Source organism: Actinomadura litoris, assembly GCF_009733595.1.
Taxonomy (GTDB): Bacteria; Actinomycetota; Actinomycetes; order Streptosporangiales; family Streptosporangiaceae; genus Spirillospora; species Spirillospora litoris.
In genome coordinates this window covers 319,382-339,873 of sequence record NZ_WOFH01000005.1, presented here as the reverse complement: position 1 = coordinate 339,873, position 20,492 = coordinate 319,382, and the positions used below count along the sequence as shown (strand labels likewise).

19 protein-coding genes are annotated in these 20,492 nt (G+C 72.7%); 12 read left to right on the top strand and 7 right to left on the bottom strand.

Annotated features, from left to right (window positions below; genetic code table 11):
- Positions 1-77: 77 nt before the first annotated feature.
- The 5 genes from dnaJ (at position 78) to GNZ18_RS16305 (ending at position 5,351) form a co-directional block, all read left to right on the top strand.
- A complete protein-coding gene (gene dnaJ / locus GNZ18_RS16325) occupies positions 78-1,244 on the top strand; it encodes a molecular chaperone DnaJ (protein ID WP_214615504.1) in 1,167 nt (388 codons plus the stop codon).
- Positions 1,245-1,277: 33 nt separating this feature from the next.
- The gene (locus tag GNZ18_RS16320) at positions 1,278-1,730 is read left to right on the top strand and encodes a heat shock protein transcriptional repressor HspR (RefSeq protein ID WP_156217307.1); all 453 of its coding nucleotides are present in this window, start codon (positions 1,278-1,280) and stop codon (positions 1,728-1,730) included.
- A gap of 53 nt (positions 1,731-1,783) precedes the next feature.
- The gene (clpB, locus tag GNZ18_RS16315; RefSeq protein ID WP_312874563.1) at positions 1,784-4,381 is read left to right on the top strand and encodes an ATP-dependent chaperone ClpB; all 2,598 of its coding nucleotides are present in this window, start codon (positions 1,784-1,786) and stop codon (positions 4,379-4,381) included.
- A 164-nt stretch (positions 4,382-4,545) separates the two neighbouring features.
- Positions 4,546-5,082: a sigma-70 family RNA polymerase sigma factor gene (locus GNZ18_RS16310; protein WP_312874562.1), complete on the top strand. Its 537-nt coding sequence runs from the start codon at positions 4,546-4,548 to the stop codon at positions 5,080-5,082.
- Positions 5,079-5,351 (top strand): hypothetical protein, encoded by a 273-nt coding sequence (locus GNZ18_RS16305; RefSeq protein WP_156217306.1) that lies wholly within the window; start codon positions 5,079-5,081, stop codon positions 5,349-5,351. The genes GNZ18_RS16310 and GNZ18_RS16305 overlap by 4 nt, the downstream gene beginning before the upstream one ends.
- 158 nt (positions 5,352-5,509) lie before the next feature.
- On the opposite strand, the gene GNZ18_RS16300 is transcribed toward GNZ18_RS16305, so the two are convergent.
- A complete protein-coding gene (locus GNZ18_RS16300; protein ID WP_156217305.1) occupies positions 5,510-6,085 on the bottom strand; it encodes a GNAT family N-acetyltransferase in 576 nt (191 codons plus the stop codon).
- Between the two features lie 165 nt (positions 6,086-6,250).
- Here GNZ18_RS16300 and GNZ18_RS16295 point away from each other — a divergent pair, with 165 nt between their 5' ends.
- Complete coding sequence (locus tag GNZ18_RS16295) at positions 6,251-7,129, top strand: metallophosphoesterase family protein (protein WP_156217304.1); 879 nt, start codon at positions 6,251-6,253, stop codon at positions 7,127-7,129.
- Here the strand turns inward: GNZ18_RS16295 and pyrE are convergent.
- Positions 7,126-7,659: an orotate phosphoribosyltransferase gene (gene pyrE, locus GNZ18_RS16290; RefSeq protein ID WP_312874561.1), complete on the bottom strand. Its 534-nt coding sequence runs from the start codon at positions 7,657-7,659 to the stop codon at positions 7,126-7,128. The two genes, GNZ18_RS16295 and pyrE, sit on opposite strands and share 4 nt — an antisense overlap.
- 63 nt (positions 7,660-7,722) lie before the next feature.
- Here pyrE and GNZ18_RS16285 point away from each other — a divergent pair, with 63 nt between their 5' ends.
- Positions 7,723-8,235: a lipase family protein gene (locus GNZ18_RS16285; protein WP_312874560.1), complete on the top strand. Its 513-nt coding sequence runs from the start codon at positions 7,723-7,725 to the stop codon at positions 8,233-8,235.
- Here GNZ18_RS16285 and GNZ18_RS16280 read toward each other — a convergent pair whose 3' ends face one another.
- The 4 genes from GNZ18_RS16280 to GNZ18_RS16265 form a co-directional block, all read right to left on the bottom strand.
- The gene (locus tag GNZ18_RS16280) at positions 8,236-8,886 is read right to left on the bottom strand and encodes a tetratricopeptide repeat protein (protein ID WP_242883360.1); all 651 of its coding nucleotides are present in this window, start codon (positions 8,884-8,886) and stop codon (positions 8,236-8,238) included.
- Between the two features lie 90 nt (positions 8,887-8,976).
- Entirely contained in the window at positions 8,977-10,326 is a 1,350-nt protein-coding gene (locus GNZ18_RS16275) for an NYN domain-containing protein (protein WP_156217303.1), read from the bottom strand.
- A 343-nt stretch (positions 10,327-10,669) separates the two neighbouring features.
- Entirely contained in the window at positions 10,670-12,289 is a 1,620-nt protein-coding gene (locus GNZ18_RS16270; RefSeq protein ID WP_156217302.1) for an alkaline phosphatase D family protein, read from the bottom strand.
- 55 nt (positions 12,290-12,344) lie between these two features.
- On the bottom strand, positions 12,345-13,361 hold the full coding sequence (locus GNZ18_RS16265) for an NADP-dependent oxidoreductase (RefSeq protein ID WP_156217301.1): 1,017 nt from the start codon (positions 13,359-13,361) through the stop codon (positions 12,345-12,347).
- Positions 13,362-13,493: 132 nt separating this feature from the next.
- On the opposite strand from GNZ18_RS16265, the gene GNZ18_RS16260 reads away from it, so the two are divergent.
- Positions 13,494-16,622, top strand: coding sequence for an ATP-binding protein (locus GNZ18_RS16260; protein ID WP_156217300.1), 3,129 nt, complete (start codon positions 13,494-13,496; stop codon positions 16,620-16,622).
- Here GNZ18_RS16260 and GNZ18_RS16255 read toward each other — a convergent pair.
- Positions 16,571-17,599, bottom strand: a complete 1,029-nt coding sequence (locus GNZ18_RS16255) for an NAD-dependent epimerase/dehydratase family protein (RefSeq protein ID WP_156217299.1) — start codon at positions 17,597-17,599, stop codon at positions 16,571-16,573. The two genes, GNZ18_RS16260 and GNZ18_RS16255, sit on opposite strands and share 52 nt — an antisense overlap.
- A 104-nt stretch (positions 17,600-17,703) precedes the next feature.
- Between GNZ18_RS16255 and GNZ18_RS16250 the strand changes: the two genes are divergently transcribed.
- From GNZ18_RS16250 to GNZ18_RS16235, 4 genes are all read left to right on the top strand, one after another.
- On the top strand, positions 17,704-18,654 hold the full coding sequence (locus tag GNZ18_RS16250; RefSeq protein ID WP_156217298.1) for an SDR family NAD(P)-dependent oxidoreductase: 951 nt from the start codon (positions 17,704-17,706) through the stop codon (positions 18,652-18,654).
- A gap of 104 nt (positions 18,655-18,758) precedes the next feature.
- Positions 18,759-19,400, top strand: a complete 642-nt coding sequence (locus GNZ18_RS16245) for a hypothetical protein (protein ID WP_156217297.1) — start codon at positions 18,759-18,761, stop codon at positions 19,398-19,400.
- Between the two features lie 88 nt (positions 19,401-19,488).
- The gene (locus GNZ18_RS16240) at positions 19,489-19,848 is read left to right on the top strand and encodes a hypothetical protein (protein WP_156217296.1); all 360 of its coding nucleotides are present in this window, start codon (positions 19,489-19,491) and stop codon (positions 19,846-19,848) included.
- Between the two features lie 83 nt (positions 19,849-19,931).
- The gene (locus tag GNZ18_RS16235; RefSeq protein ID WP_156217295.1) at positions 19,932-20,396 is read left to right on the top strand and encodes a MerR family transcriptional regulator; all 465 of its coding nucleotides are present in this window, start codon (positions 19,932-19,934) and stop codon (positions 20,394-20,396) included.
- The last annotated feature ends 96 nt before the right edge of the window (positions 20,397-20,492 follow it).

Here is a 20,492-nt window from a genome sequence, read left to right as displayed (position 1 = left end):
AGCGGTGCCGCCCGGGGCGGGCCCCCGGGGCGTGCAGAAGACATGTGGCAAGTGGCGATAGCAGAGAGCGGGGCGCCGTGAGCACCAAGGACTACCTGGAGAAGGACTACTACAAGGTCCTCGGTGTCGCGAAGACGGCCTCGCAGGAGGAGATCAAGAAGTCGTACCGGAAGCTGGCCCGCAAGTACCACCCGGACGCCAACAAGGGCGACACCGACGCCGAGGACCGCTTCAAGGAGGTCTCGGAGGCCTACGACGTCCTCTCCGACGAGAAGCGCCGCAAGGAGTACGACTCGGTGCGCTCCATGCCGGGCGGGTTCCGGGGCCAGCAGGGCGGCGGCTTCCCCTTCGACCTGGGAGACCTCTTCGGGCAGCAGGGGGGCACGCAGCCGGGCGGCGCCGGGGAGCGCATCGGCGACCTGTTCGGCGGGCTGTTCAACCGGGGCGGCGGCGGCACCCGCACGACCGGGACGCGGCGGGCCAGGCGCGGCGCGAACGTCGAGACCGACGTGACGCTGTCGTTCGGCCGCGCGATGAACGGCGTGACCGTCCCGATCAAGCTGACCAGCGAGGCGCCGTGCGACGGCTGCCGGGGCACCGGCGCGAAGGCCGGCACCGTCCCGCGGGTGTGCCCCAACTGCGAGGGCACCGGGCAGGAGACGCGCAACCTCGGCAACTTCGGGTTCCAGGAGCCGTGCAAGCAGTGCCACGGGCGCGGCCTCGTCGTCGACGACCCCTGCCCGATCTGCCACGGCAGCGGCCGCGCGACCGGCACCCGCACGATCCAGGCGCGGATCCCGGCGGGCGTCGCGGACGGGCAGAAGATCCGCCTCAAGGGCAAGGGCGCGCCGGGCGAGAACGGCGGTCCGAACGGCGACCTGTACGTCAACATCAAGGTGCGCCCGCACCAGGTGTTCGGCCGCAGCGGCGACAACCTGACGCTGACCGTCCCGGTGACGTTCCCGGAGGCGGCGCTCGGCGCGGAGATCCGGGTGCCGACGTTCCAGGGGCAGCCGGTGACGCTGCGGCTGCCCGAGGGCACGCCGAACGGCCGCACGTTCCGGGTGAAGGGGCGCGGCGCGTCCCGCCGCGACGGCACCAAGGGCGACCTGCTGGTCACCGTGGACGTGCAGGTGCCGCAGAAACTCGACGACCAGACCCGCGAGGCGCTCACCCGCCTCCGCGAGTCGGGCGCGGGCGACGACCTGCGCGCCGACCTGCTCCAGCAGGCCAGAACGGAGTGACCCGGTGAACGATCGGCGGGCGGAGGCGCGACCATGAACACCGATCCCTTCGGCGACAGCACCCCGGTCTATGTGATCTCGGTGGCGGCGCAGCTCTCCGGGCTGCACCCGCAGACGCTGCGGACCTACGACCGGCTGGGCCTGGTGTCCCCCGGCCGGACCGCCGGGCGCGGGCGCCGCTACTCGATGCGCGACATCGTGATGCTCCGCGAGATCCAGCGGCTCTCCCAGGAGGAGGGCATCAACCTCTCGGGCATCAAGCACATCCTGGAACTCCAGCGCGACAACGTCCGGCTCCGCGAGGAACTCGCGAAGGCCCACGCCGCGCTGGAGGACCTCGCGAACGAACTGGAATCGACCCGCTCCGTCGCCGCGCGCCTCGCGCAGCAGCGGCGGCGCGGGGACGCGGGCGGGACGCCGGGCTCCGACCTGGTGCCGATCAGGCACACCAGCGTGGTCGTGTGGCACGAGCGCAACCGCGACTAAAAGCAGTTGCCGGGGGGTCTGGGGGGTCGTCCCCCCAGATCGAGAGGGGAATCGTGGACATCAAGCTCACGCAGAAGAGTCAGGAGGCGGTGTCGGTCGCGGTCCGCAGGGCGGCGGCCGAGGGACATCCCGAGGTGGAGCCGCAGCACCTGCTGGTGGCGCTGATCGGGCTGCCCGAGGGCACGGCGGTGCCGCTGCTGGAGGCGGTCGGGGCCGACTGGCAGGCCGTCCGGCGGCAGGCCGAGGAGCAGCTCGCGGCCAAGCCGCGGGCGGCGGGCTCGACGGTCGCGACGCCCCGGCTGTCCGGCCAGCTCCAGCGGGCGATCAACACCGCGGGCAACCGCGCCCGGCAGCTTGAGGACGAGTACGTCTCGACCGAGCACCTGCTCGTCGGCCTCGCCGCCGACGGCGGTCCGGCCGCCGGGCTGCTCAAGGAGGTCGGCGCGACGCCCGAGGCGCTGCTGGACGCGTTCGAGAAGGTCCGCGGGCACGCCCGCGTCACCAGCGAGAACCCCGAGGGCACCTACCAGTCGCTGGAGAAGTACGGCGTCGACCTCACCGCCGCCGCCCGCGACGGACGGCTCGACCCCGTCGTCGGGCGGGACGCCGAGATCCGCCGCGTCGTCCAGGTGCTCTCCCGCCGCACGAAGAACAACCCGGTGCTGATCGGCGAGCCGGGCGTCGGCAAGACCGCCGTCGTCGAGGGCCTCGCGCAGCGGATCGTCGCGGGCGACGTCCCCGAGTCGCTGCGCGGCAAGCGGCTGGTCTCGCTGGACCTCGCCGCGATGGTGGCGGGCGCGAAGTTCCGCGGCGAGTTCGAGGAGCGGCTGAAGGCCGTCCTGAACGAGATCAAGGAGAGCGGCGGGCAGGTCGTCACGTTCATCGACGAGCTGCACACGGTCGTCGGCGCGGGCGCCGCCGAGGGCGCGATGGACGCGGGCAACATGCTGAAGCCGATGCTGGCCCGCGGCGAGCTGCGCATGATCGGCGCGACCACGCTGGACGAGTACCGCGAGCGCATCGAGAAGGACCCGGCCCTGGAGCGCCGCTTCCAGCAGGTGCTGGTCGGGGAGCCGTCGGTGCAGGACACGGTCGCGATCCTGCGCGGGCTGAAGGGCCGCTACGAGGCGCACCACAAGGTGCAGATCAACGACTCGGCGCTGGTGGCGGCGGCGACGCTGTCGGACCGCTACATCACCTCCCGGTTCCTGCCCGACAAGGCCATCGACCTGGTGGACGAGGCCGCCTCCCGGCTCCGCATGGAGATCGACTCCCGTCCCGTCGAGATCGACGAGCTGCAGCGCGCCGTGGACCGGCTGAAGATGGAGGAGCTGAACCTCGCCAAGGAGACCGACGAGCCGTCCAGGCAGCGCCTCGAACGGCTCCGCGCCGACCTCGCCGACAAGCAGGAGCAGCTCAACGGCCTGGTCGGCCGGTGGGAGCAGGAGAAGGCCGGGCTGAACCGCGTCGGCGAGATCAAGGAGCGCATCGACCAGCTGCGCGGCGAGGCCGAGCGCGCCCAGCGCGACGGCGACCTGGAGACCTCCGCGCGGCTCACCTACGGCGAGATCCCCGAGCTGGAGAAGCAGCTGGAGGAGGCGTCGGAGGCGGCCGAGAACCGCGACGCGATGGTGAAGGAGGAGGTCGGCCCCGACGACGTCGCCGACGTCGTCGCCTCCTGGACGGGCATCCCCGCCGGGCGCCTCCTCGAAGGCGAGACCGCCAAGCTGCTCCGCATGGAGGACGAGCTGGGCCGCCGCCTCATCGGCCAGCACTCCGCGGTCCGCACGGTGTCGGACGCGGTGCGCCGCGCCCGCGCCGGGATCTCCGACCCCGACCGTCCGACGGGCTCGTTCCTGTTCCTCGGCCCGACCGGCGTCGGCAAGACCGAGCTGGCCAAGGCGCTCGCGGAGTTCCTGTTCGACGACGAGCGGGCGATGACCCGCATCGACATGAGCGAGTACTCCGAGAAGCAGAGCGTCGCCCGCCTGGTCGGCGCGCCCCCCGGCTACGTCGGCTACGAGGAGGGCGGCCAGCTCACCGAGGCCGTCCGCCGCCGCCCGTACTCGGTCATCCTGCTGGACGAGGTCGAGAAGGCGCACCCCGAGGTGTTCGACATCCTCCTCCAGGTGCTCGACGACGGTCGCCTCACCGACGGCCAGGGCCGCACGGTCGACTTCCGCAACACGATCCTGATCCTCACCTCCAACATCGGCTCGCAGTTCCTCGTCGACCCGACCCTGGAGAACGGCGCGAAACGCGAGGCCGTCTGGAACGCCGTCCGCGGCTCGTTCAAGCCGGAGTTCCTCAACCGCCTGGACGACGTCCTCCTGTTCGACGCCCTCTCGACCGACGAGCTGACCCGCATCGTGGACCTCCAGGTCGACAAGCTCGCCGAACGCCTCGCCGAGCGCCGGCTCGCCCTCCGCGTCACCGACGCGGCCCGCGAATGGCTGGCCCTGACCGGCTACGACCCGCTGTACGGGGCGCGGCCGCTGCGGCGCCTCGTCCAGACGGCGATCGGCGACCAGTTGGCCCGCGAACTCCTCGCGGGCGAGGTCAAGGACGGCGACGAGGTGGTCGTCGACCTGGACGAGCCCGCCGACCGCCTGTCGGTGACCCCGTCCAGCGGCCTGTCCCTGACGAAGTAATCCGTCTGAATCCTTTGGACGGCTTCACCCCTCTCATAGGCGAACCGCGTGCAGCGGCGAACCGAACTGGGAGGTCGTCATGATGGTCATCGGTGCCGGAATCGGCGTGGCCGTGCTGATCTGCGCGTGCACGGTCACGGTCCTGCGGCGGCGGAGCCGCTCCCGTGGCTGAGACGACCTGGCCGGGCGAGCGGCTCATCGCCGCCGCCCGGCGCGGTGACGTGGAGTCGATCACCGCTCTGGTGTCGGGCTCGCACCCCCACGTGCGCAGATTCGCCCGCACCCTCTGCGCCTCGCCGGAAGACGCCGAGGACGCCGCGCAAGAAGCGCTGATCATCCTCTACCGGAAGATCGGCACACTCCGCGCCTCCAGCGCGCTCGCCTCGTGGATGTTCCGCATCGTCCGCAACGAATGCCTGCGACGCCTACGCCGCGACGTCCCGGTCGACCTCGGCACAGCCGACATCCTCACGGACTCGGCCGAGGACGAAGCCCTCCAACGCCTGGAGGCCGGACGCATCGCCGCCGCGATCGCCGCCCTGCCCGCCGACCAGCGCCAGGTCCTGATCATGCGCGACGTCCAGGGCCACAGCGGCCGCATGGTCGCCGACGCCCTCGGCCTCAGCCTTCCCGCGATGAAGTCACGCCTCCACCGCGCCCGGGCGGCCGTCCACCACACACTCCACTCGGCGGGACAATGACCAGCAGCTTCGCAAGCACATCACTCCCCCGGCACCTGCTACGCGGCGCAGTGGGCTTCGGCGCCCTGATCGCCGCCTTCGCCCTCATACCGCTGCTCGGCCCGGCAACCCTCCTCCTGGCACCGCTCGGCCTCCTGGCCCTGCGCGGCTGCCCGACCTGCTGGACGATCGGCCTGATCCAAACCATCTCCAGAGGCCGCCTGCAACGCACCTGCAACAACGGCCGCTGCGAACTGACCACCGCTGGAGATGCCCGTTCAAGAGAGTAAGCGGACCGTCAGCGGGTGCGGACGGAGTGCTGTTCATCGAGAAGAGCCCCTGACGGAGGTTCGACCATGAACAAAGCGGCAGCATGGTCATCGTGAATACTCCGCCTCAAGTCCTCCGGAAAGCCGCCTCCACTGGGGTCGGATAGCGGGGCGGTTCGTCACTTGGGAGCGGGCCATTCCTCGGCCAGGAGTGCGTATGAGAGACCGTCGAGCCATCCCCTGGCGCGGTGGAGTGAGTCCTTCACCGTGTGCTGTTCGCGGCGCATCCCGACCCGTTCCATCAGCCGCCACGAGGGTTCGTTGTCGTAGAAGCAGTCGGCGCGCAGGCGGCGCAGGCCGAGCCTCCCGAAGGCGAGGCCGATGAGGGCGCGCACCGCTTCGGTCGCGTAGCCCTTGCCGCCGTAGGAGGGGTCCAACGTCCAGCCGAGCTCTCCTTGAACGCCTTTCGCCTGGTCGGCGACCTCCTTCTGGGCCCAAGCGTCCTGGACCCGCAGCGTCAGATCGCCGACTACGCGGCCGTCCAGTTCGACGATGAGCAGCTCCGCGAGCCGCTCGTCGTGGAGAAAGTGCTCACGGTAGTCGTCGTATGCCGTCAGGGCGGCCCCGATCCATTCCTGGGTCTCCGGCAGTTGCCGGAAGGTCCAGGTCGCTTCCAGGTCGTCGGGGGTGGCCCGGCGCAGCAGGAGTCGGGCGGTAGGGATCGGCCAGTCCAGCGTGTCAAAAGGGTGGCGCATGGGCTTCATGCTGGCAGAGGGCCGTGGTCACCCGAAACGGATTACCGCGGGCGGCGTCCCCACAGCGACGTGGCGAGGACATCGCCACGTCCGCGGGCCGTAACCCGGCCAACGGCCTCCGCCGCGTAAGCTCGCCTGTCCGCCCAGCCGGTTCGTGGAGGTCGGATGAAGGTTGCGTTTCTTGGTGATGTGCATGGGTGTGTGTTGCATGCGTTAGGGGCGGCCGTGTTGCTGGCCCGGCATCGGCGGATCAGGCTCGACGCTGTGATCCAGGTCGGGGATCTGGGCGCCTTTCCCTCGGCTGAGCGGTGGGACGAGCCCAGTCGCCGGTTCGGCGCCGAAGGTCCGGCACAGAGTGATTTCTTTCGTCTGTTGGATCCCTCTTCGCGGCTGGGTGAGGGTGTTCGTATGGCGCTTGGGGAGATTCCCCCGCTGCTCTTCCTCAGTGGCAACCATGAGGACCATGAATGGCTCGCGGGACTGCATCGGGGGCGCGGTGCCGTGACGCCCGTGGACCCGTTGGGCGTCTTCCAGCATGTCGTCTGCGGGCACATCGCCGAGGTCGCGGGACAGCGAGTGGCCTTTTTGGGGAGGGTCGAGCTGGACGGCTATATGGACCTCGACCCGGACGCCCATGACCGCCTTCTGGCCGCCGAGCCCGGGAGCGTGGATGTTCTGGTCACCCATGACGGACCGTACGGCATGTCCTCCTGGCGCGGGGTCACGCAGGGGTCGAGGAAGCTGAGTCGCCTGATCGAGCGCCTTCAGCCCCGCCTGCACGTCAGCGGGCACTACCACCACCAGAACGGGCCACGCCGCTATGGGGCGACGGTCTCCTATGCCCTCGCCCAGCTCATTCCGCCCAAGCGCGACCTGAGGGACTCGACGCCGGTCAATCCTCGTCAGCGGGTCGCGCCGGGCAGCATTGGGCTGTTCGACACGCGCACCCTCGATTTCGAGTACGTCCACGACTCGTGGCTCGCCGAGGTTCGCGGCGATCGGCTCGACCTGGCCGCGTTGATCGGCGGCGCGTCGTCGGGTTAGAGGGAGAGGTCGGTTATGTCGTAGGGGTGGCGGTATTCCAGGTTTTCGGCGGCGATGCGGTCGGCGGCGCCGCGTTCCAGGATCGTCGCCACGGCCACCACTTCGGCGCCGGCCTCGCGGAGGGCCTCGACGGCGGTCAGGACGCTGCCGCCCGTCGTCGAGGTGTCCTCCACCGCGAGGACGCGGCGGCCCTCCACGTCCGGGCCCTCGATGCGGCGTTGCAGGCCGTGGGCCTTGCCCGCCTTGCGGACGACGAACGCGTCGAGGTGACGGCCCCGGGCGGCGGCGGCGTGCAGCATCGCGGTGGCGACCGGGTCCGCGCCGAGGGTGAGGCCGCCCACGGCCTCGTAGTCGAGGTCGGCGGTCGCGTCGAGCATCACCCGCCCGACGAGCGGCGCGATCGCCCCGTCCAGGGTCACGCGGCGCAGGTCCACGTACCAGGACGCGCGCTTGCCGGAGGAGAGCACGAAGTCGCCGTGCACGACGGCCTTGCCCTTGATTGCGTTCAGCAGGTCATCACGATCGCTCACGGAAGGAAACCCTATTGGGCCCGCCGGGGTTCGCTACGGTGAGGGCATGACGAGGATGTGGACGTGACCCCCGGATCCCTCGTCCTGCTGCACGCGCCCGGCGCGACCGCCGCGTCCTGGGGCGACCTGCCGGAGATGCTGCGTTCCTACGGGCTCGACGTGATCGCGCCGGACGTGGCCGAGAGCGGGTCCCGGTACGTCGCGCGGGTGTCGCTGATCATCACGGCGTCCGGGCCGGAGGTGCCGCTCGTCCTGGTGGCGCACGGGGACGCGGGGCCGCTGCTGCCGGCGGTCGCGCTGGCCCAGCGGGCGGCGCACCGGATGGTCGGCGGGTATGTGTTCGTCGACGCCGCGCTGCCCCGGCCGCAGGGCGCCCATGATCATGAGCAGGTCCCCATCCCGCCCGACTGGCCTGAGGCACCGTGCGGGTACCTGCGGACGCACGCCGACCGGAGTGCCTCGTCCGGACGTGACCAGGCGGTCAGGCAGGCGGGGCTGCGGGGCTGGACGGTCGTGGAGCACGAGCCCCCGGCCGCCGTCGCGCAGTCGCTCAGCGAGCTGGTCAGCACGCTCTGATCAGGCGTCGTTCTTCAGCAGGTCGTCCAGCAGCGCGTCGTAGTCGTCCTCGGCGCGGCCCAGGTCGATGCGGGCGCGGTAGCGCAGCCGCAGGAGGGCTTCGAGGCTGTCCTCGGCCAGGGCCACGTCGTCGGGGCCCGGCGTCAGCGACTCGGGCGGCGGCGCGGGCGCCTCGTCGGGCCCGCCGCCGATGCCGGTGCCGACGGCCCGGTCGCGCAGGGCGAGGACGACGTCGGCGCCGCTCGTGGCCCATTCGTGCGCGCCGGAGGTGTCGCCCTGCGCGTACAGCACCTCGGCGACGGCCCGGTACACCTCGGGATCGCGGGGCCGGTCGGCGCGGATCTGCTCGACCAGGCCGCGCGCCTCCTCGACCCGGCCCAGCTCGAACAGCGCGTCGGCGAGGTAGGCGCGCGGGTCGCCGTAGACCTCGCCGCCGTCCTCCAGCGCCCTGCGGTACAGCTCGGCCGCCCGCGCGTGGTCGCCCGCGTGCTGCCACTGCTCGCCCGCGCGCAGCAGCACGTTGGCGCGCGAGACCCCGCCCGACACCGCCTCGGCCAGCTCGGACAGCCGCCTGGCAGCCGAGATGTGATCGCCGGTGCGCAGGGTGTCGAACTCCAGATCGTCGAGATCGTCTTCCGTCACATGCGTCACGCTTCAACGCTACCCGGCACCCGGCGGCCGAAGCGGGCGAATCGATGATGATCGTGAATTACCTACGCGAACCCGCCGGACGGGCGGGGTTCACCTGCGGGAACGTTCGAGGGCGTCCCAGAAACCGCGGCGCAGCGCGTGCCGCACCTCGTCGTGCAGGAGGAAGTCGATCGGCAGCGAGGAGCCCTGGAGCAGCCGGGCCTCCAGGTCGGACGGCATGCGCGGCTTGCGCGCGAGCACCGCCTCCAGCCACAGCGCGGGCGCGTCCCGGGCGACGGACTCGCCGAAGTCCTGGCCCTCCTGGTGCGCGGCCTTGACCGCGTCGGCGAGCGTGGGGGCGTTCTGCTGCGCCGGGACGGGCGCGATCTGCTGCGGGCCGGTGTAGGGCCCCGGCGACGGGCTCTGGAGCCCCGCGGACGGCGCCGGCATCGGCTGCGAGGTGTTGGACGGCAGCGGCGAGGGCTGGGAGGACAGCGGCGACTGCGGGGGCGGCGGGGACGGCGCCGGGATCGGCGGGTTGTAGGGCGGCGACGACGGCGAGGGGCCCGGCGCCGTCGTGGACGGGGGGCTGGGCGTCGGCGCGGCCTGGAGCGGCATGGGCGGCTGCGTCGTCGAGTTGCCGAACGAGGAGCCGAGCGAGCCGCCGCTGCCGCCCGGCAGGGGCAGCGGCAGCGGGCCCGTGCCCATCGAGGAGCCGGACAGGGGGGAGTTCGAGGTCATCGCCGGGCCCAGGTCGCGGACCGAGGGCGACACGAGCGGCGCCGGCGGCCGCCCCACGACCGGCGTCGAGGGCGGCGGCCCGGGCTGCGAGGTGGGGCGCAGCGGCCCGATCGGGCTCGTCCCGCCGCCGTGCCCGTTGGACAGCGGGCTCGTCCCGAGCGAGGACGGGGACGAGGACTCCGCGCCCGAGAGGAGGTTGACGTAGGGGCGCAGGTGGCCGGAGCCGATCTCGATGAGGTCGTCGCACTCCTGCCGCAGCACGCGCGAGATCGTCCAGTTGCCGTCGACGGCGACGTGCACGACGGTGACGCGGACGCCGAGGTCCTGCGCGTCGGCGACGACCTGGGCGAGGTCCTCGTCGCCGCTGACGACGACGGCGTCGGCGAGCGCGCCGTTGCGGGCGAGCGTCATCAGGTCGCGGTGGATCTCGATGTCCACGCCCTCGCGGCGGCCGGGCCGGACCCGGCCGAGGCGCAGTTTCAGGCCCGGCAGGTCGGCGAGCGCCTCATGCTCGGCCGAGCGCCTGCCCTCGATCGTGGCCTCGTACCAGTAGCAGCGCAGCAGCGGCACGCCGGTGCGTTCTCGCGCGAGGTTGCTCAGCAGTTGCAGGAGGCCGCCGAAGTCCCAGGAGACGGTCTCGCGGTGGCGGGTTCCGTGTACCGCCATGGAGCCGTCGGCCAGGAGGTAGCCGGCGTCTACGAACAGGGCGCAGCGATCCATGCGGCACCGCCCTTCCTCAACACGGGGCCGTCGGGCCGGCGAGAGTGACCATCGTGCGGCGGCCGCCTTCCTGCGCTCGGGGATGCTGGCCGGCGTAGCGGCCCCGGGCGCCTCTAGCGTAGTGAAGCCCACCAGCCCCGTAGGTCGATACGGCGATTCGCCACTCTTTCATGACGCCCCGCCGGTTCGCGACTCCCCGGTAACAAAGATTGGCGGGCCGCGGCGGACGCTACCAGCCGGGCCCGCCGGCCCTCCCGGATCCACATGATCTTTACGGGAAGCAGCAGGTGAACGCTCGGCCAGGGAGATCCTTACGACCTCGCCTTCAACCGCGCATGGCGCGTCACGGGGTGATGGACGCGCGGCCCATCTCCCCCAGCGTCGTCGCGTCCCGGGGCGTCTCCCAGCGCACGTCGCATTCGCGTCCCGACAGCGTGACGGTCGCGATGGCGTTGTCGAACCACGGGCCGTCGGTCATCCGCCAGCGCAGCGGCGGCGCGGGCACCTTCGCCAGCATCGACAGGACCCGGAACGGCGCGGCGGCGGCGCGCGAGCACACGATCTTGTTCGCCCACCGGAACTTGCCGATCAGCGGGTTCCGCAGCGGCGAGCAGACGATCTGGGTGATCTCCGACCGGGCCTCCGGGGCGACGACCCGCGCCAGGTAGGAGTAGTGGATGTCGCCGGACAGGAACGAGATGCTGGCGGGCGCGGGCCCCCGATCGCCCTGGCCGACCGCGACGACGTCGCCCGCGACCTCGCGGAACGAGCGCTCGAACGCGGCCCAGTGCTCCAGGTCGGCGGCCTGCCGGATCTTCTCGCCGAGCGCCGCGCCCCGCCTGCCCCACGCCCCGCCCGCGACCGCCTCGTTCCACGCCTCGGCGTGGTGGATCGCGCGGGGCAGCAGGTAGGGCAGCGAGCTGGCGATGAGCAGGTGGTCCATGCCGCCCTGGCACTGCTCGTCCAGCCAGCGGAACTCCTCGTCGTCCAGCATGCCGCGGCGGTCGGCGGTGAGCAGCCGGGAGCAGCGGCTGTCCACGACGATCAGCCGGGTGCCGCCCCAGTCGTGCGCGTAGCTCCACCGGGTGCTCGCGGGCTCCTTGTCGGCCTGCTCGGCGAACTCGTCCAGGATCGGCCCCGCGTCGCCGGACGCGTCGAGCACCGCCTTGTAGAGCGGGTCGGACGCGCGGTCGCGCGGCGACATGTTCCCGAGGTGCTGGTAGACCCAGTACGAGCCGATGCCGCCGGTGATCCGGGCCTTCCACCAGGGCTGCGACCACATCTCCTCGCGCCAGGCGTAGGAGGTGTTCCAGTCGTCGCGGATGTCGTGGTCGTCGAAGATCGTGAAGGTGGGGACGGTGGACAGCAGCCACCGCACCGCCGGGTCGCGCAGCCAGGCGAGCTTGTAGAGGTGGGTGTAGTCCTCGAAGTCGGCGGCCTCGTCCACGGGCGGCTCGTCCGGGCCGCGCCTGGACCGGATGAACTCGCGCATGTCGTCGCTCAGCTCGTCGGCGTACACCTGGTCGCCGACCATGAGCAGGATGTCGGGCCAGGCGACGTCGGCGCCGCCGGCGCGCAGCCGGTGGGCGAACGCGGCGAGCGCGTCGTGGCCGAACTCCTCGGGCGTGCCGGGCGAGCGGCGGCACGACCCGAACGAGATCCGCAGCTCGCCCTCGGGGTCCAGCGTCCGGATCTGGCTCGGCGGGAAGCCGTCGCCGGGCTCGGGCCAGACGGTCTCCTCGTCCAGGACGACGGCGTAGGGGATCCGGGCGCCCGCGTCGAGCCCGTCGATCTCCACGAGCCCGTAGTGGTGGCCGTGCGCGGTGAAGGTGCGGGCGGCCGCGTCCAGGCCGTGCTCGGCGTTCACGACCCGGACCTCGCACGGGCCGTCGGTCTCCACCCAGATCGTCGCGGTGTGCGCGCTCACGTGCCGGAGGTGCGGCCCGAGTACCAATGCGGTCATACCACGTCTCTCTAGCGGACTCGGGGGCGCCGCGTCCACCGGACGCCGGTCCGGCTCAGTGGAGACGGACGAGCATCTTCCCCGTGTTCGCGCCGCTCAGCACGCCGATGAGCGCGGCGGGCGCCCGGTCGAGACCGTCCAGGACGGTCTGCTCGGTGCGCAGCGATCCGTCGGCGAGCCAGCCCGCGGCCTTCCCGATGAACTCGGGCAGGAGGCCGACGTAGGAGGAGACCAGCATCCCGCGCAGCGTGAGCTCGCCCTGCACGATCCGGAACAGGTTGGACGGGCCGGGCGCGGCCTCCGTCGCGTTGTACCCGCTGATCGCGCCGACGAGCGCGGCGCGCCCGCCCGGACGCAGCGCGCCGATCGCGGCCTCCAGGTGGTCGCCGCCGACGTTGTCGAGGTAGACGTCGATGCCGTCCGGCGCGGCGGCGGCGAGTTGGGGCGCGATCGGCCCGGCGCGGTGGTCGAGCGCCGCGTCGTAGCCGAAGCGGTCGAGCAGCAGCCGGTTCTTCTCCGGCCCGCCCGCCGACCCGATCACGCGGGACGCGCCGAGCTTGCGGGCGATCTGCCCCGCGAGGCTGCCGACCGCCCCGGCGGCGGCCGAGACGTAGACGACGTCGCCCTCGTGTACCTCGGCCACGTCCGTGAGCGAGGCGTACGCGGTGAGGCCCGGGATGCCGAGGGCGCCGAGGTAGGCGGGCTCGGGCGCGAGGTCCGTGTCGATGACGGCGGCGCCCGCCGCGTCCATGACGGCGTACTCGCGCCAGCCGAGGAAGTGCGAGACGCGGGCGCCGGAGGGCACGTCCCGCGACCGGGAGGCGATCACCTCGCCGACCGCGGACCCGTCGAGCGGCTCGCCGACCGCGAAGGGCGGGAGGGTGCCGGGGACGTCGTCCATGCGTCCGCGCATGTAGGGGTCCACCGACATCCAGGTGTTGCGGACGAGGATCTGCCCGTCCGCCAGCTCGGGGATCTCGCTCTCGGCGGTCTGGAAGTTCGCCGCGACGGGGGCGCCCACCGGACGCGACGCCAGCCGGATCTCACGGCCGACCGTGGGTTGTGAAGTCATGCCGCCAGCGTGCCCGCGGGCGCTTCAGGTCCCCTTCGGGTTCCCTGTAGGCCGGACGGCTTTCACGGGCACGGCTTTCACGGGCACGGCTTTCACGGGCGCGGATTTTCGCGGGCACGTTAGTCTGCGGACATGCGTTTCGGGGTGCTCGGCCCGCTCGCGGTCTGGGCGGCGGACGGAAGGCCCGTGCGCGTCCCCGAGCTGAAGGTCCGCGCGCTGCTCGCCGACCTCCTCGCGCACGAGGGCCGGGTCGTCTCCTCCGACCGGCTGATCGAGGACGTGTGGAACGGCGACCATCCGCCGCGCAACCCGATCGCCACCCTGCACACGCGCGTGTCCCAGCTCCGGCGCGCGCTGGAGGAGGCCGAGCCCGGCGGGCGCGACGTCGTCGTGTCGCAGCGCCCCGGCTACCGGCTGCACCTCGGCCCCGCCGACGGCGGCGCCGAGGTGGACGCGTTCCGGTTCCGGGCGCTCGCGGTGCGGGCGCGGGCGATGTCCGACCGGCGTGCGAAGGTGGAGCTGCTCGACGAGGCGCTGGCGCTGTGGCGGGGGTCGGCCTACGCGGACTTCGGCGACGCGGACTTCGTCCGCCCGGCCATCGTCGAGCTGGACGAGGAGCGCCTGGTCGCGGAGGAGGACCGCGCCGAGGCGCGGCTTGAGCTGGGCGAGCACGCCGCGCTGGCCGTCGACCTGGTGAACCTGGTCGCGGCGAACCCGCTGCGCGAGCGGCTCCGCGCCGTGCACATGCGGGCGCTCTACCGGGCCGGGCGCCAGAGCGAGGCGCTCGCGGGGTTCGCCGAGCTGCGCGCCCGCCTGGACGCCGACCTCGGCCTCTACCCCGGCCCCGAGCTGGCGGCCCTGCACGAGGCGATCCTGAAGCAGGACCCCGACCTCGACCTGTCCACCTACGAGCTGCACCACTCCGCGACCCGGCCGCGCACGAACCTCCCCGCGCCGCTGACCGGGCTGATCGGGCGAACGGCGGCGATCACGTCCGTCCGCGACCTCATGCGGACGAGCCGCCTCGTGACGCTGACCGGGCCCGGCGGCGTCGGCAAGACCCGGCTGGCGCTGGAGGCCGCCGCGGCCGAGAACGAGGACGAGGACGAGGTCTGGCTGGTCGAGCTGGCCGGGTTCGACCGCGGCACGGCCGCCCTCCCCGATCTCGTCGCGGGCCTCGCCGCCCTGCTGGGCCTGCGCGAGGACGGCCCGCTGCCGGGCGCCGCCCCCGATCCGCTGCGCCGGCTGGCGGCCGCGTTCCGCGCGCGGCCCGCGCTGCTCGTGCTGGACAACGTCGAGCACGTCGTCGAACCGGTCGCCGAGCTGGCCGCGCACCTGCTGCGGGAGGTGCCGGGCCTGCGGATCCTCGCCACCGGGCAGGAGCCGCTCGGGATCTCCGGCGAGCGGCTGTGGCCCGTCCCGCCGCTGGACCCGCCCGACGCCGAGCGGCTCTTCGTCGCGCGCGTCGCCGCCGCCGTGCCCGGTTACGCGCCGTCCCCGTCCGAGCGGGCGGCGATCACGGCGATCTGCCGGAGCCTGGACGGCCTGCCGCTCGCGCTGGAGCTCGCCGCGTCCCGGGTCCGCGCGCTCGGCGTCCACGAGCTGGCCGGACGCCTGGACGACCGGTTCCGCCTGCTCGTCGCCGGGCGCCGCGACGCCCCCGCCCGGCAGCGGACGCTCCGCGCGATGATCGACTGGAGCTGGGAGCCGCTGCCCGCCGCCGAGCGCACCGTGCTGCGGCGGCTCGCCGTCCACGCCGACGGCTGCACGCTGGAGGCGGCGGAGGCGGTCTGCGCGCAGGACGGCCTGGACGTGCTCGACGTCCTCGCCCGGCTGGTCGACCGGTCCCTCGTCGTCCGGACCGAGGAGGGCCGCTACCGGCTGCTGGAGTCCGTCCGGGCCTACTGCCTGGACCGGCTCCGCGAGGCGGGCGAGCACGACGCGGTCAGGATGCGGCACCTGCGCCACCACACCGACCTCGCCGTCCGCGCCGCGCCCCGCCTCTACGGGCACGACCAGCGGCGGTTCCTCGACCTGCTGGACGCCGAGACCGCGAACCTGCGCGGCGCGCTCGACACGGCCGCCGCGCTCGGCGCCGTGGACGACGCGCTCCGGCTGGTCGACGCGCTCGCCTGGTACTGGCTCCTGCGCGGCAGGCTGACCGAGGCGCGCCGCTCCCTCGACCTGGCCCTCGCGATCGCGCCCGCCGACGGCGACCGCGCGCTGCGCGACCGCGCCGAGGTGTGGCGGACGGGGTTCACGCTGCTGTCCGGCACGGTGGTGGAGTTCGACGTCCCGGACGCCGACCCGTGGGCGCAGTGGTTCCTCGCCCTCGCCCACCGCGGCTGCGGCGACCTGGCCCTGACGATGTCCATGGTCGAGCGGGCGCTCGGCGACTTCCGCGCGCGCGGCGACCGGTGGGGCACGGCCGCGGCGCTGAGCGTCCGCGCGTCCATCCACCGGGCCCGCGCCGACCTCGCCGCCGCGCGCGCCGACGCCGAGGAGAGCCGCGCGAGCTTCCGCGACCTCGGCGACCGCTGGGGCGGCGTCAAGACCGCGAACACGCTCGCCGAGCTGGCCGAGATCCACGGCGACAACGCCCGCGCCGCCGGGCTGCGCCGCGACGGCCTCCGCATGGCCGAGGAGCTGCCCCTGTGGACGGAGGCGTCCTTCAGCCTCTCCGGCCTCGGCCGCGTCGCCCTGCTGGACGGCGACCCGGCCACGGCCGAGGACTACCACCGCCGCGCGCTCCGCCTCGCGGTCGGCGCCTCGGACCGGGTCGCCGAGCACTTCGCCGAGGTCGGCCTGGCCCTCATCGCCCGCCACCGCGGCGATCTGGACACCGCCGAGGCGCACCTCCTGCCGTGGCTGCGCTGGATCCGGACTCAGAAGGGCGAGCCGGGACTGGCGCTCGTACTGGCGGAGCTGGGATTCATCGCCGAGCTTCGCGGCGACGCGTCCGCCGCGCTGGCCGCGCACCGCGAAGGTCTGGAATCGGCGCGCGAGGTCGGCGATCCGCGCGCCGTGGCGCTCGCCCTGGAGGGCATCGCGGGGGCGCGCGTCCTCGGAGGGGCGCCGGACGAGGCCGCCCGCCTCCTCGGCACGGCCGCGGCGCTGCGCGCGTCCGTCGGCGCGCCGCTGCCCCCGGCGGAACGCACCGACGTCGACCGGATCGCCGCCCGCGCGCGTTCGGTCTTGGGCGAGGCGCGTTATGAGGCCGAGTTCCGGCGGGGCTCGGCGACCTCGCCCGATTCCGTGTGAGCGAGGAATTCTCTTTCCTTTTCCGGATCCAATCCGAGTTTCGGACGGTCGGGGCGGTGCGGGGCCTGCCCGCCGATGCTCCGCAGCCATTCCCAGGTGTCGGCGACCGTGTCCTGTATCGGACGGCTGCGAAGGCCGGAGTCGAGCGCCCTGGTGACGTCGGCCCGCATCATCGTGTCGTAGACCTCGCCGGGCTGGAGCCAGACCGGGAGGTCCATCCACGGTTCGATGCCCGCCGCGAGAATCGATTCCGGATCGGCCCAGACCAGTTCGGCCTTGTTCCCGGTCACGTCGGCGCAGGCTTGGAGGAATTCACCCATCGTCGTGTGGTCGACCGGGCCGGCGAGGTTGTACGGGCCGCCGAGTCCTTGCTCGATAGCGTCCAATGTCCAGGCCGCGAGGTCGCGGACGTCGACGTATTGCAGGCCATGGTTCCGCGGCCCGGGGGCCAGCACCTTCCCGCCCCGGGCCATCCGCGTGAGCCACCACGGCAGCCGCCCGATGTTCTCGTACCGCCCGATGATCAGCCCCACCCGGGCGAGCAGCGCCCGGTCACCGAACGCGCCCGTCGCCGCCAGCTCGCCGCCCCGCTTGGCCTGCGGGTACTCGACCTCGCCCGCGTCCGCGGAACCGTCGACGACGGGCGCGTCCTCGCCCAGCCCGGGTGCCGTCGGGAACGGGTAGACGGACCGGCTGGAGATGTAGACGTGGCGGCCGACGCGGTCGGCGAGCAGGCGCGCCGCGTCCCGCACCGCGGACGGCGCGCCCGACCAGGTGTCGACGGCCGCGTCCCACTCCCCCTCGCCGAGCGCCTTCAACCCGCCGGGCTCCGCACGATCACCGTGGAGCGACACCGCCCCGGTCGGTGGATCGTGGCGTCCCCGGTGGAAGACGGTGACCTCCCAGCCGCGCGCGAGCGCGTCCTCGGTGATGGCGCGACCTGCGAACTCCGTCCCGCCCAGCATCAGAAGCCTCATGGGTCCACCTTGCCAAACGTACGTAACGTACGGAACGTACTCTCGCTGATGGCGGAACGCCTCGCGCTTGACCTGGAGTTCACTCCAGCTCCTACTTTCGAGCCATGACCACACCGCAGCACAAGATCGGTTCGGGTTTCGGCGCGCGGAGCACCACCGCGGACGTCCTCGCGGGCATCGACCTCTCGGGACGGCTCGCCGTCGTCACCGGCGGAGCCTCGGGCCTCGGGCTGGCGACGACCCGGGCCCTCACCCAGGCGGGCGCCCGAGTGATCGTCCCGGCGCGCCGCCGCCCGGCCGCCGAGGAGGCGCTGAAGGACGTCCCCGGCGTCGAGATCGAGGAGCTCGACCTCGCGGATCCGCGGAGCATCGAGTCGTTCGCCGAGCGCTTCCTCGCCTCCCGCCGCCCCGTCGACCTGATGATCAACAACGCGGGCGTCATGGCGTCCCCGGAGGCCCGCGTCGGCCCCGGCTGGGAGAGCCAGTTCGGCGTCAACCACCTCGGGCACCACGCCCTGGTCAACCGCCTCTGGCCGGCGATCGCGGACGGCGGCGCGCGGGTGGTGTCGGTCTCCTCCAACGGCCACCAGCTCTCCGACATCCGCTGGGACGACGTGCATTTCGAGAACGGCTACGACAAGTGGCTGGCCTACGGCCAGGCGAAAACAGCGAACGCCCTGTTCGCCGTCCATCTGGACGCTCTCGGCCGCGACGCGGGAGTCCGCGCGTTCTCCGTGCATCCCGGAACCATCGCGACCTCCCTGGGCCGCCACATGTCCGAGAGGGAACTGGCCGACCTCTCCGCGATGATCGAGGCCAGCCCCACGAACACCGGCTGGAAGACCCCCGAACAGGGCGCGGCGACCCAGGTGTGGGCCGCGACCTCGCCCCTCCTGGACGGCCTCGGCGGCGTCTACTGCGAGGACGGCGACATAGCCGAGCCCGCCGAGCCGGGCGCCGTCCTCGGCAACGGCGTCGCCGCCTGGGCCGCCGACGCGGAAGCGGCCGCGCGCCTCTGGCGGCTCTCCGCCGACCTCACGGGAATCCCCGCCTAGGGCCCTAAGGCCCTGCCGCCAATGGGGCCCTAGGGCTCTGACCTGCGCACCCGTCCCGGACTTAGGTTCCTTTCGACGCACCAGCCACAGTCGGAAGGACCCCCATGACCCGCAAGGCAGTGAAGATCGCGATGATCGCGACCGCCGTGACCGCCGTCGGCGGGGGCGGCCTGGCCACGGTCCTCCAGGACGACCCGGGCAGCAGCAAGGTATCCACGGTCTCGGCCGGGACGCACGTCTCCGCGAAGAAGGCCAAGGTGCCCTGCGTCGTCCCGAACTCCAGGGTCGCCAAATACCGCCACTTCGAGCGGACGCAGTACGTCTGGAACAACAACTATCCGTGGCGCACCTCGGCCTGGGGCCCGAAGAACGTCGAGATCAAGAAGGGCGAGAAGGTCTCCAACGTCGTCACCGCGACCCTCGGCGCGCCCATCAAGTCCATCAACCTGGCCGTCGGCTTCCAGGTGACCCAGGAGAAGTCGACCGACATCTCGATGCGGTGGCGCCTCAAGACGCGCCGCCACTTCACCCTCCGCGTGGGGCAGGGCTTCAAGGTCTACAAGTTCAACGTCTACGACGCTCTCGGCTACATCCAGGCGGGCGGCGGCGGCTACTGCGTGTTCAACGGCAAGTACCGCTACGTCGGCTCCGCCTACGCCAAGAACTTCTGGACGCTGGACGACAAGTGCACCTACAACAACAAGGGCAAGCAGACCCTCTGCAAGAAGAGCGACGTGACCTACTGACCCCCGGGCGCTCCCGCCGGCGGACGCCCCCGCCGGCGGGAGCCCGCACCTTGAATCCGGTACCGAGGTACAGCCTTACCGTCGTTCCATGGAGTTCAAGCAGCGGACCGGTCCGACTCCGGCGGTTCAGGACGAAGGGTGGGCCCCGCCGTCGTGCACGTTGCCCACGGCCCAGAGGCCATTGCGCGTCGCCGAGTTCGACGCGCTGTTCGCCGAGGCGGCCACCGAAGTGACGTTAATCGCGCCAGGGCGAATGCGGCTCCGCATGCGACCCGAACCGGAACTGGCCGGACGCGCCGCCGAACTCGCGGCACGGGAGACCGCGTGCTGCTCGTTCTTCACCTTCACGATGACCGCGGCAGGCGGCGCGCTGACGCTGGAGGTCGCCGCCGACGACGGCCACGCACCGGTCGTGGCGGCGCTCGCCGAACGGATCGGCCCAGGCTGACCTGGTAAAAGTCCTCGCATCCGGTACCCCGGCCCGGGTTTGCCGTCGTAGCGTGGACGGCCGGAGTCTGAGGAGGTGTCGGGATGGTGGGAGCCCGGTTCGGATACGAGGGGCTGCGCTCCAGCCAGGTCGCCGAGGCGGCCGGGGTGAACCCGCAGACCCTGCGCTACTACGAGCGGCGGGGGCTGATCGCCGAGCCCGCGCGGAGCCTGGGCGGCCACCGCCTGTACCCCGCCGAGACCGTGACCCTGCTCCGGGTGATCAAAACCGCGCAGCGGCTGGGCTTCACTCTGGAGGAGATCGGCGAGCTGCTGGAGACCGGCGCCCACCGCCACCGGCCCCCGGAAACCGGTCTCGCGGTGCGCGCACAGGCCAAACTGGCCGAGGTCGAAGCCAGGATCGCCGACCTGGAGGTCATCGCCGGCAGCCTGCGCGAGGCGCTGAACGCCGGATGCGACGACCTCATGGCCTGCTCACGCGAACCCCGCTGCCCGCTCCCCTTCGCCGCGCTGGCCACCGACCACCGCAAATCGCGGGAAGGGTCTTGAGAAATCCTCACAGCGGTCGGAGCCGTGCCGTGGCGCCACGGCACGGCTCCGCCCCCCGGGCACGGGAGGAGGGGGCAGGGCGCGGACCCAAAGGGA

Excerpts from the sequence above, each read along its gene's own strand:
- GNZ18_RS16235 (WP_156217295.1), top strand. The coding sequence starts at position 19,932 with ATGGTGGGAGCCCGGTTCGGATACGAGGGGCTGCGCTCCAGCCAGGTC.
- GNZ18_RS16320 (WP_156217307.1), top strand. The coding sequence starts at position 1,278 with ATGAACACCGATCCCTTCGGCGACAGCACCCCGGTCTATGTGATCTCG.
- GNZ18_RS16250 (WP_156217298.1), top strand. The coding sequence starts at position 17,704 with ATGACCACACCGCAGCACAAGATCGGTTCGGGTTTCGGCGCGCGGAGC.
- GNZ18_RS16270 (WP_156217302.1), bottom strand. The coding sequence starts at position 12,289 with ATGACCGCATTGGTACTCGGGCCGCACCTCCGGCACGTGAGCGCGCAC.
- GNZ18_RS16255 (WP_156217299.1), bottom strand. The coding sequence starts at position 17,599 with ATGAGGCTTCTGATGCTGGGCGGGACGGAGTTCGCAGGTCGCGCCATC.
- GNZ18_RS16265 (WP_156217301.1), bottom strand. The coding sequence starts at position 13,361 with ATGACTTCACAACCCACGGTCGGCCGTGAGATCCGGCTGGCGTCGCGT.
- GNZ18_RS16245 (WP_156217297.1), top strand. The coding sequence starts at position 18,759 with ATGACCCGCAAGGCAGTGAAGATCGCGATGATCGCGACCGCCGTGACC.
- GNZ18_RS16300 (WP_156217305.1), bottom strand. The coding sequence starts at position 6,085 with ATGCGCCACCCTTTTGACACGCTGGACTGGCCGATCCCTACCGCCCGA.
- GNZ18_RS16260 (WP_156217300.1), top strand. The coding sequence starts at position 13,494 with ATGCGTTTCGGGGTGCTCGGCCCGCTCGCGGTCTGGGCGGCGGACGGA.
- GNZ18_RS16305 (WP_156217306.1), top strand. The coding sequence starts at position 5,079 with ATGACCAGCAGCTTCGCAAGCACATCACTCCCCCGGCACCTGCTACGC.
- GNZ18_RS16240 (WP_156217296.1), top strand. The coding sequence starts at position 19,489 with ATGGAGTTCAAGCAGCGGACCGGTCCGACTCCGGCGGTTCAGGACGAA.
- GNZ18_RS16295 (WP_156217304.1), top strand. The coding sequence starts at position 6,251 with ATGAAGGTTGCGTTTCTTGGTGATGTGCATGGGTGTGTGTTGCATGCG.
- GNZ18_RS16275 (WP_156217303.1), bottom strand. The coding sequence starts at position 10,326 with ATGGATCGCTGCGCCCTGTTCGTAGACGCCGGCTACCTCCTGGCCGAC.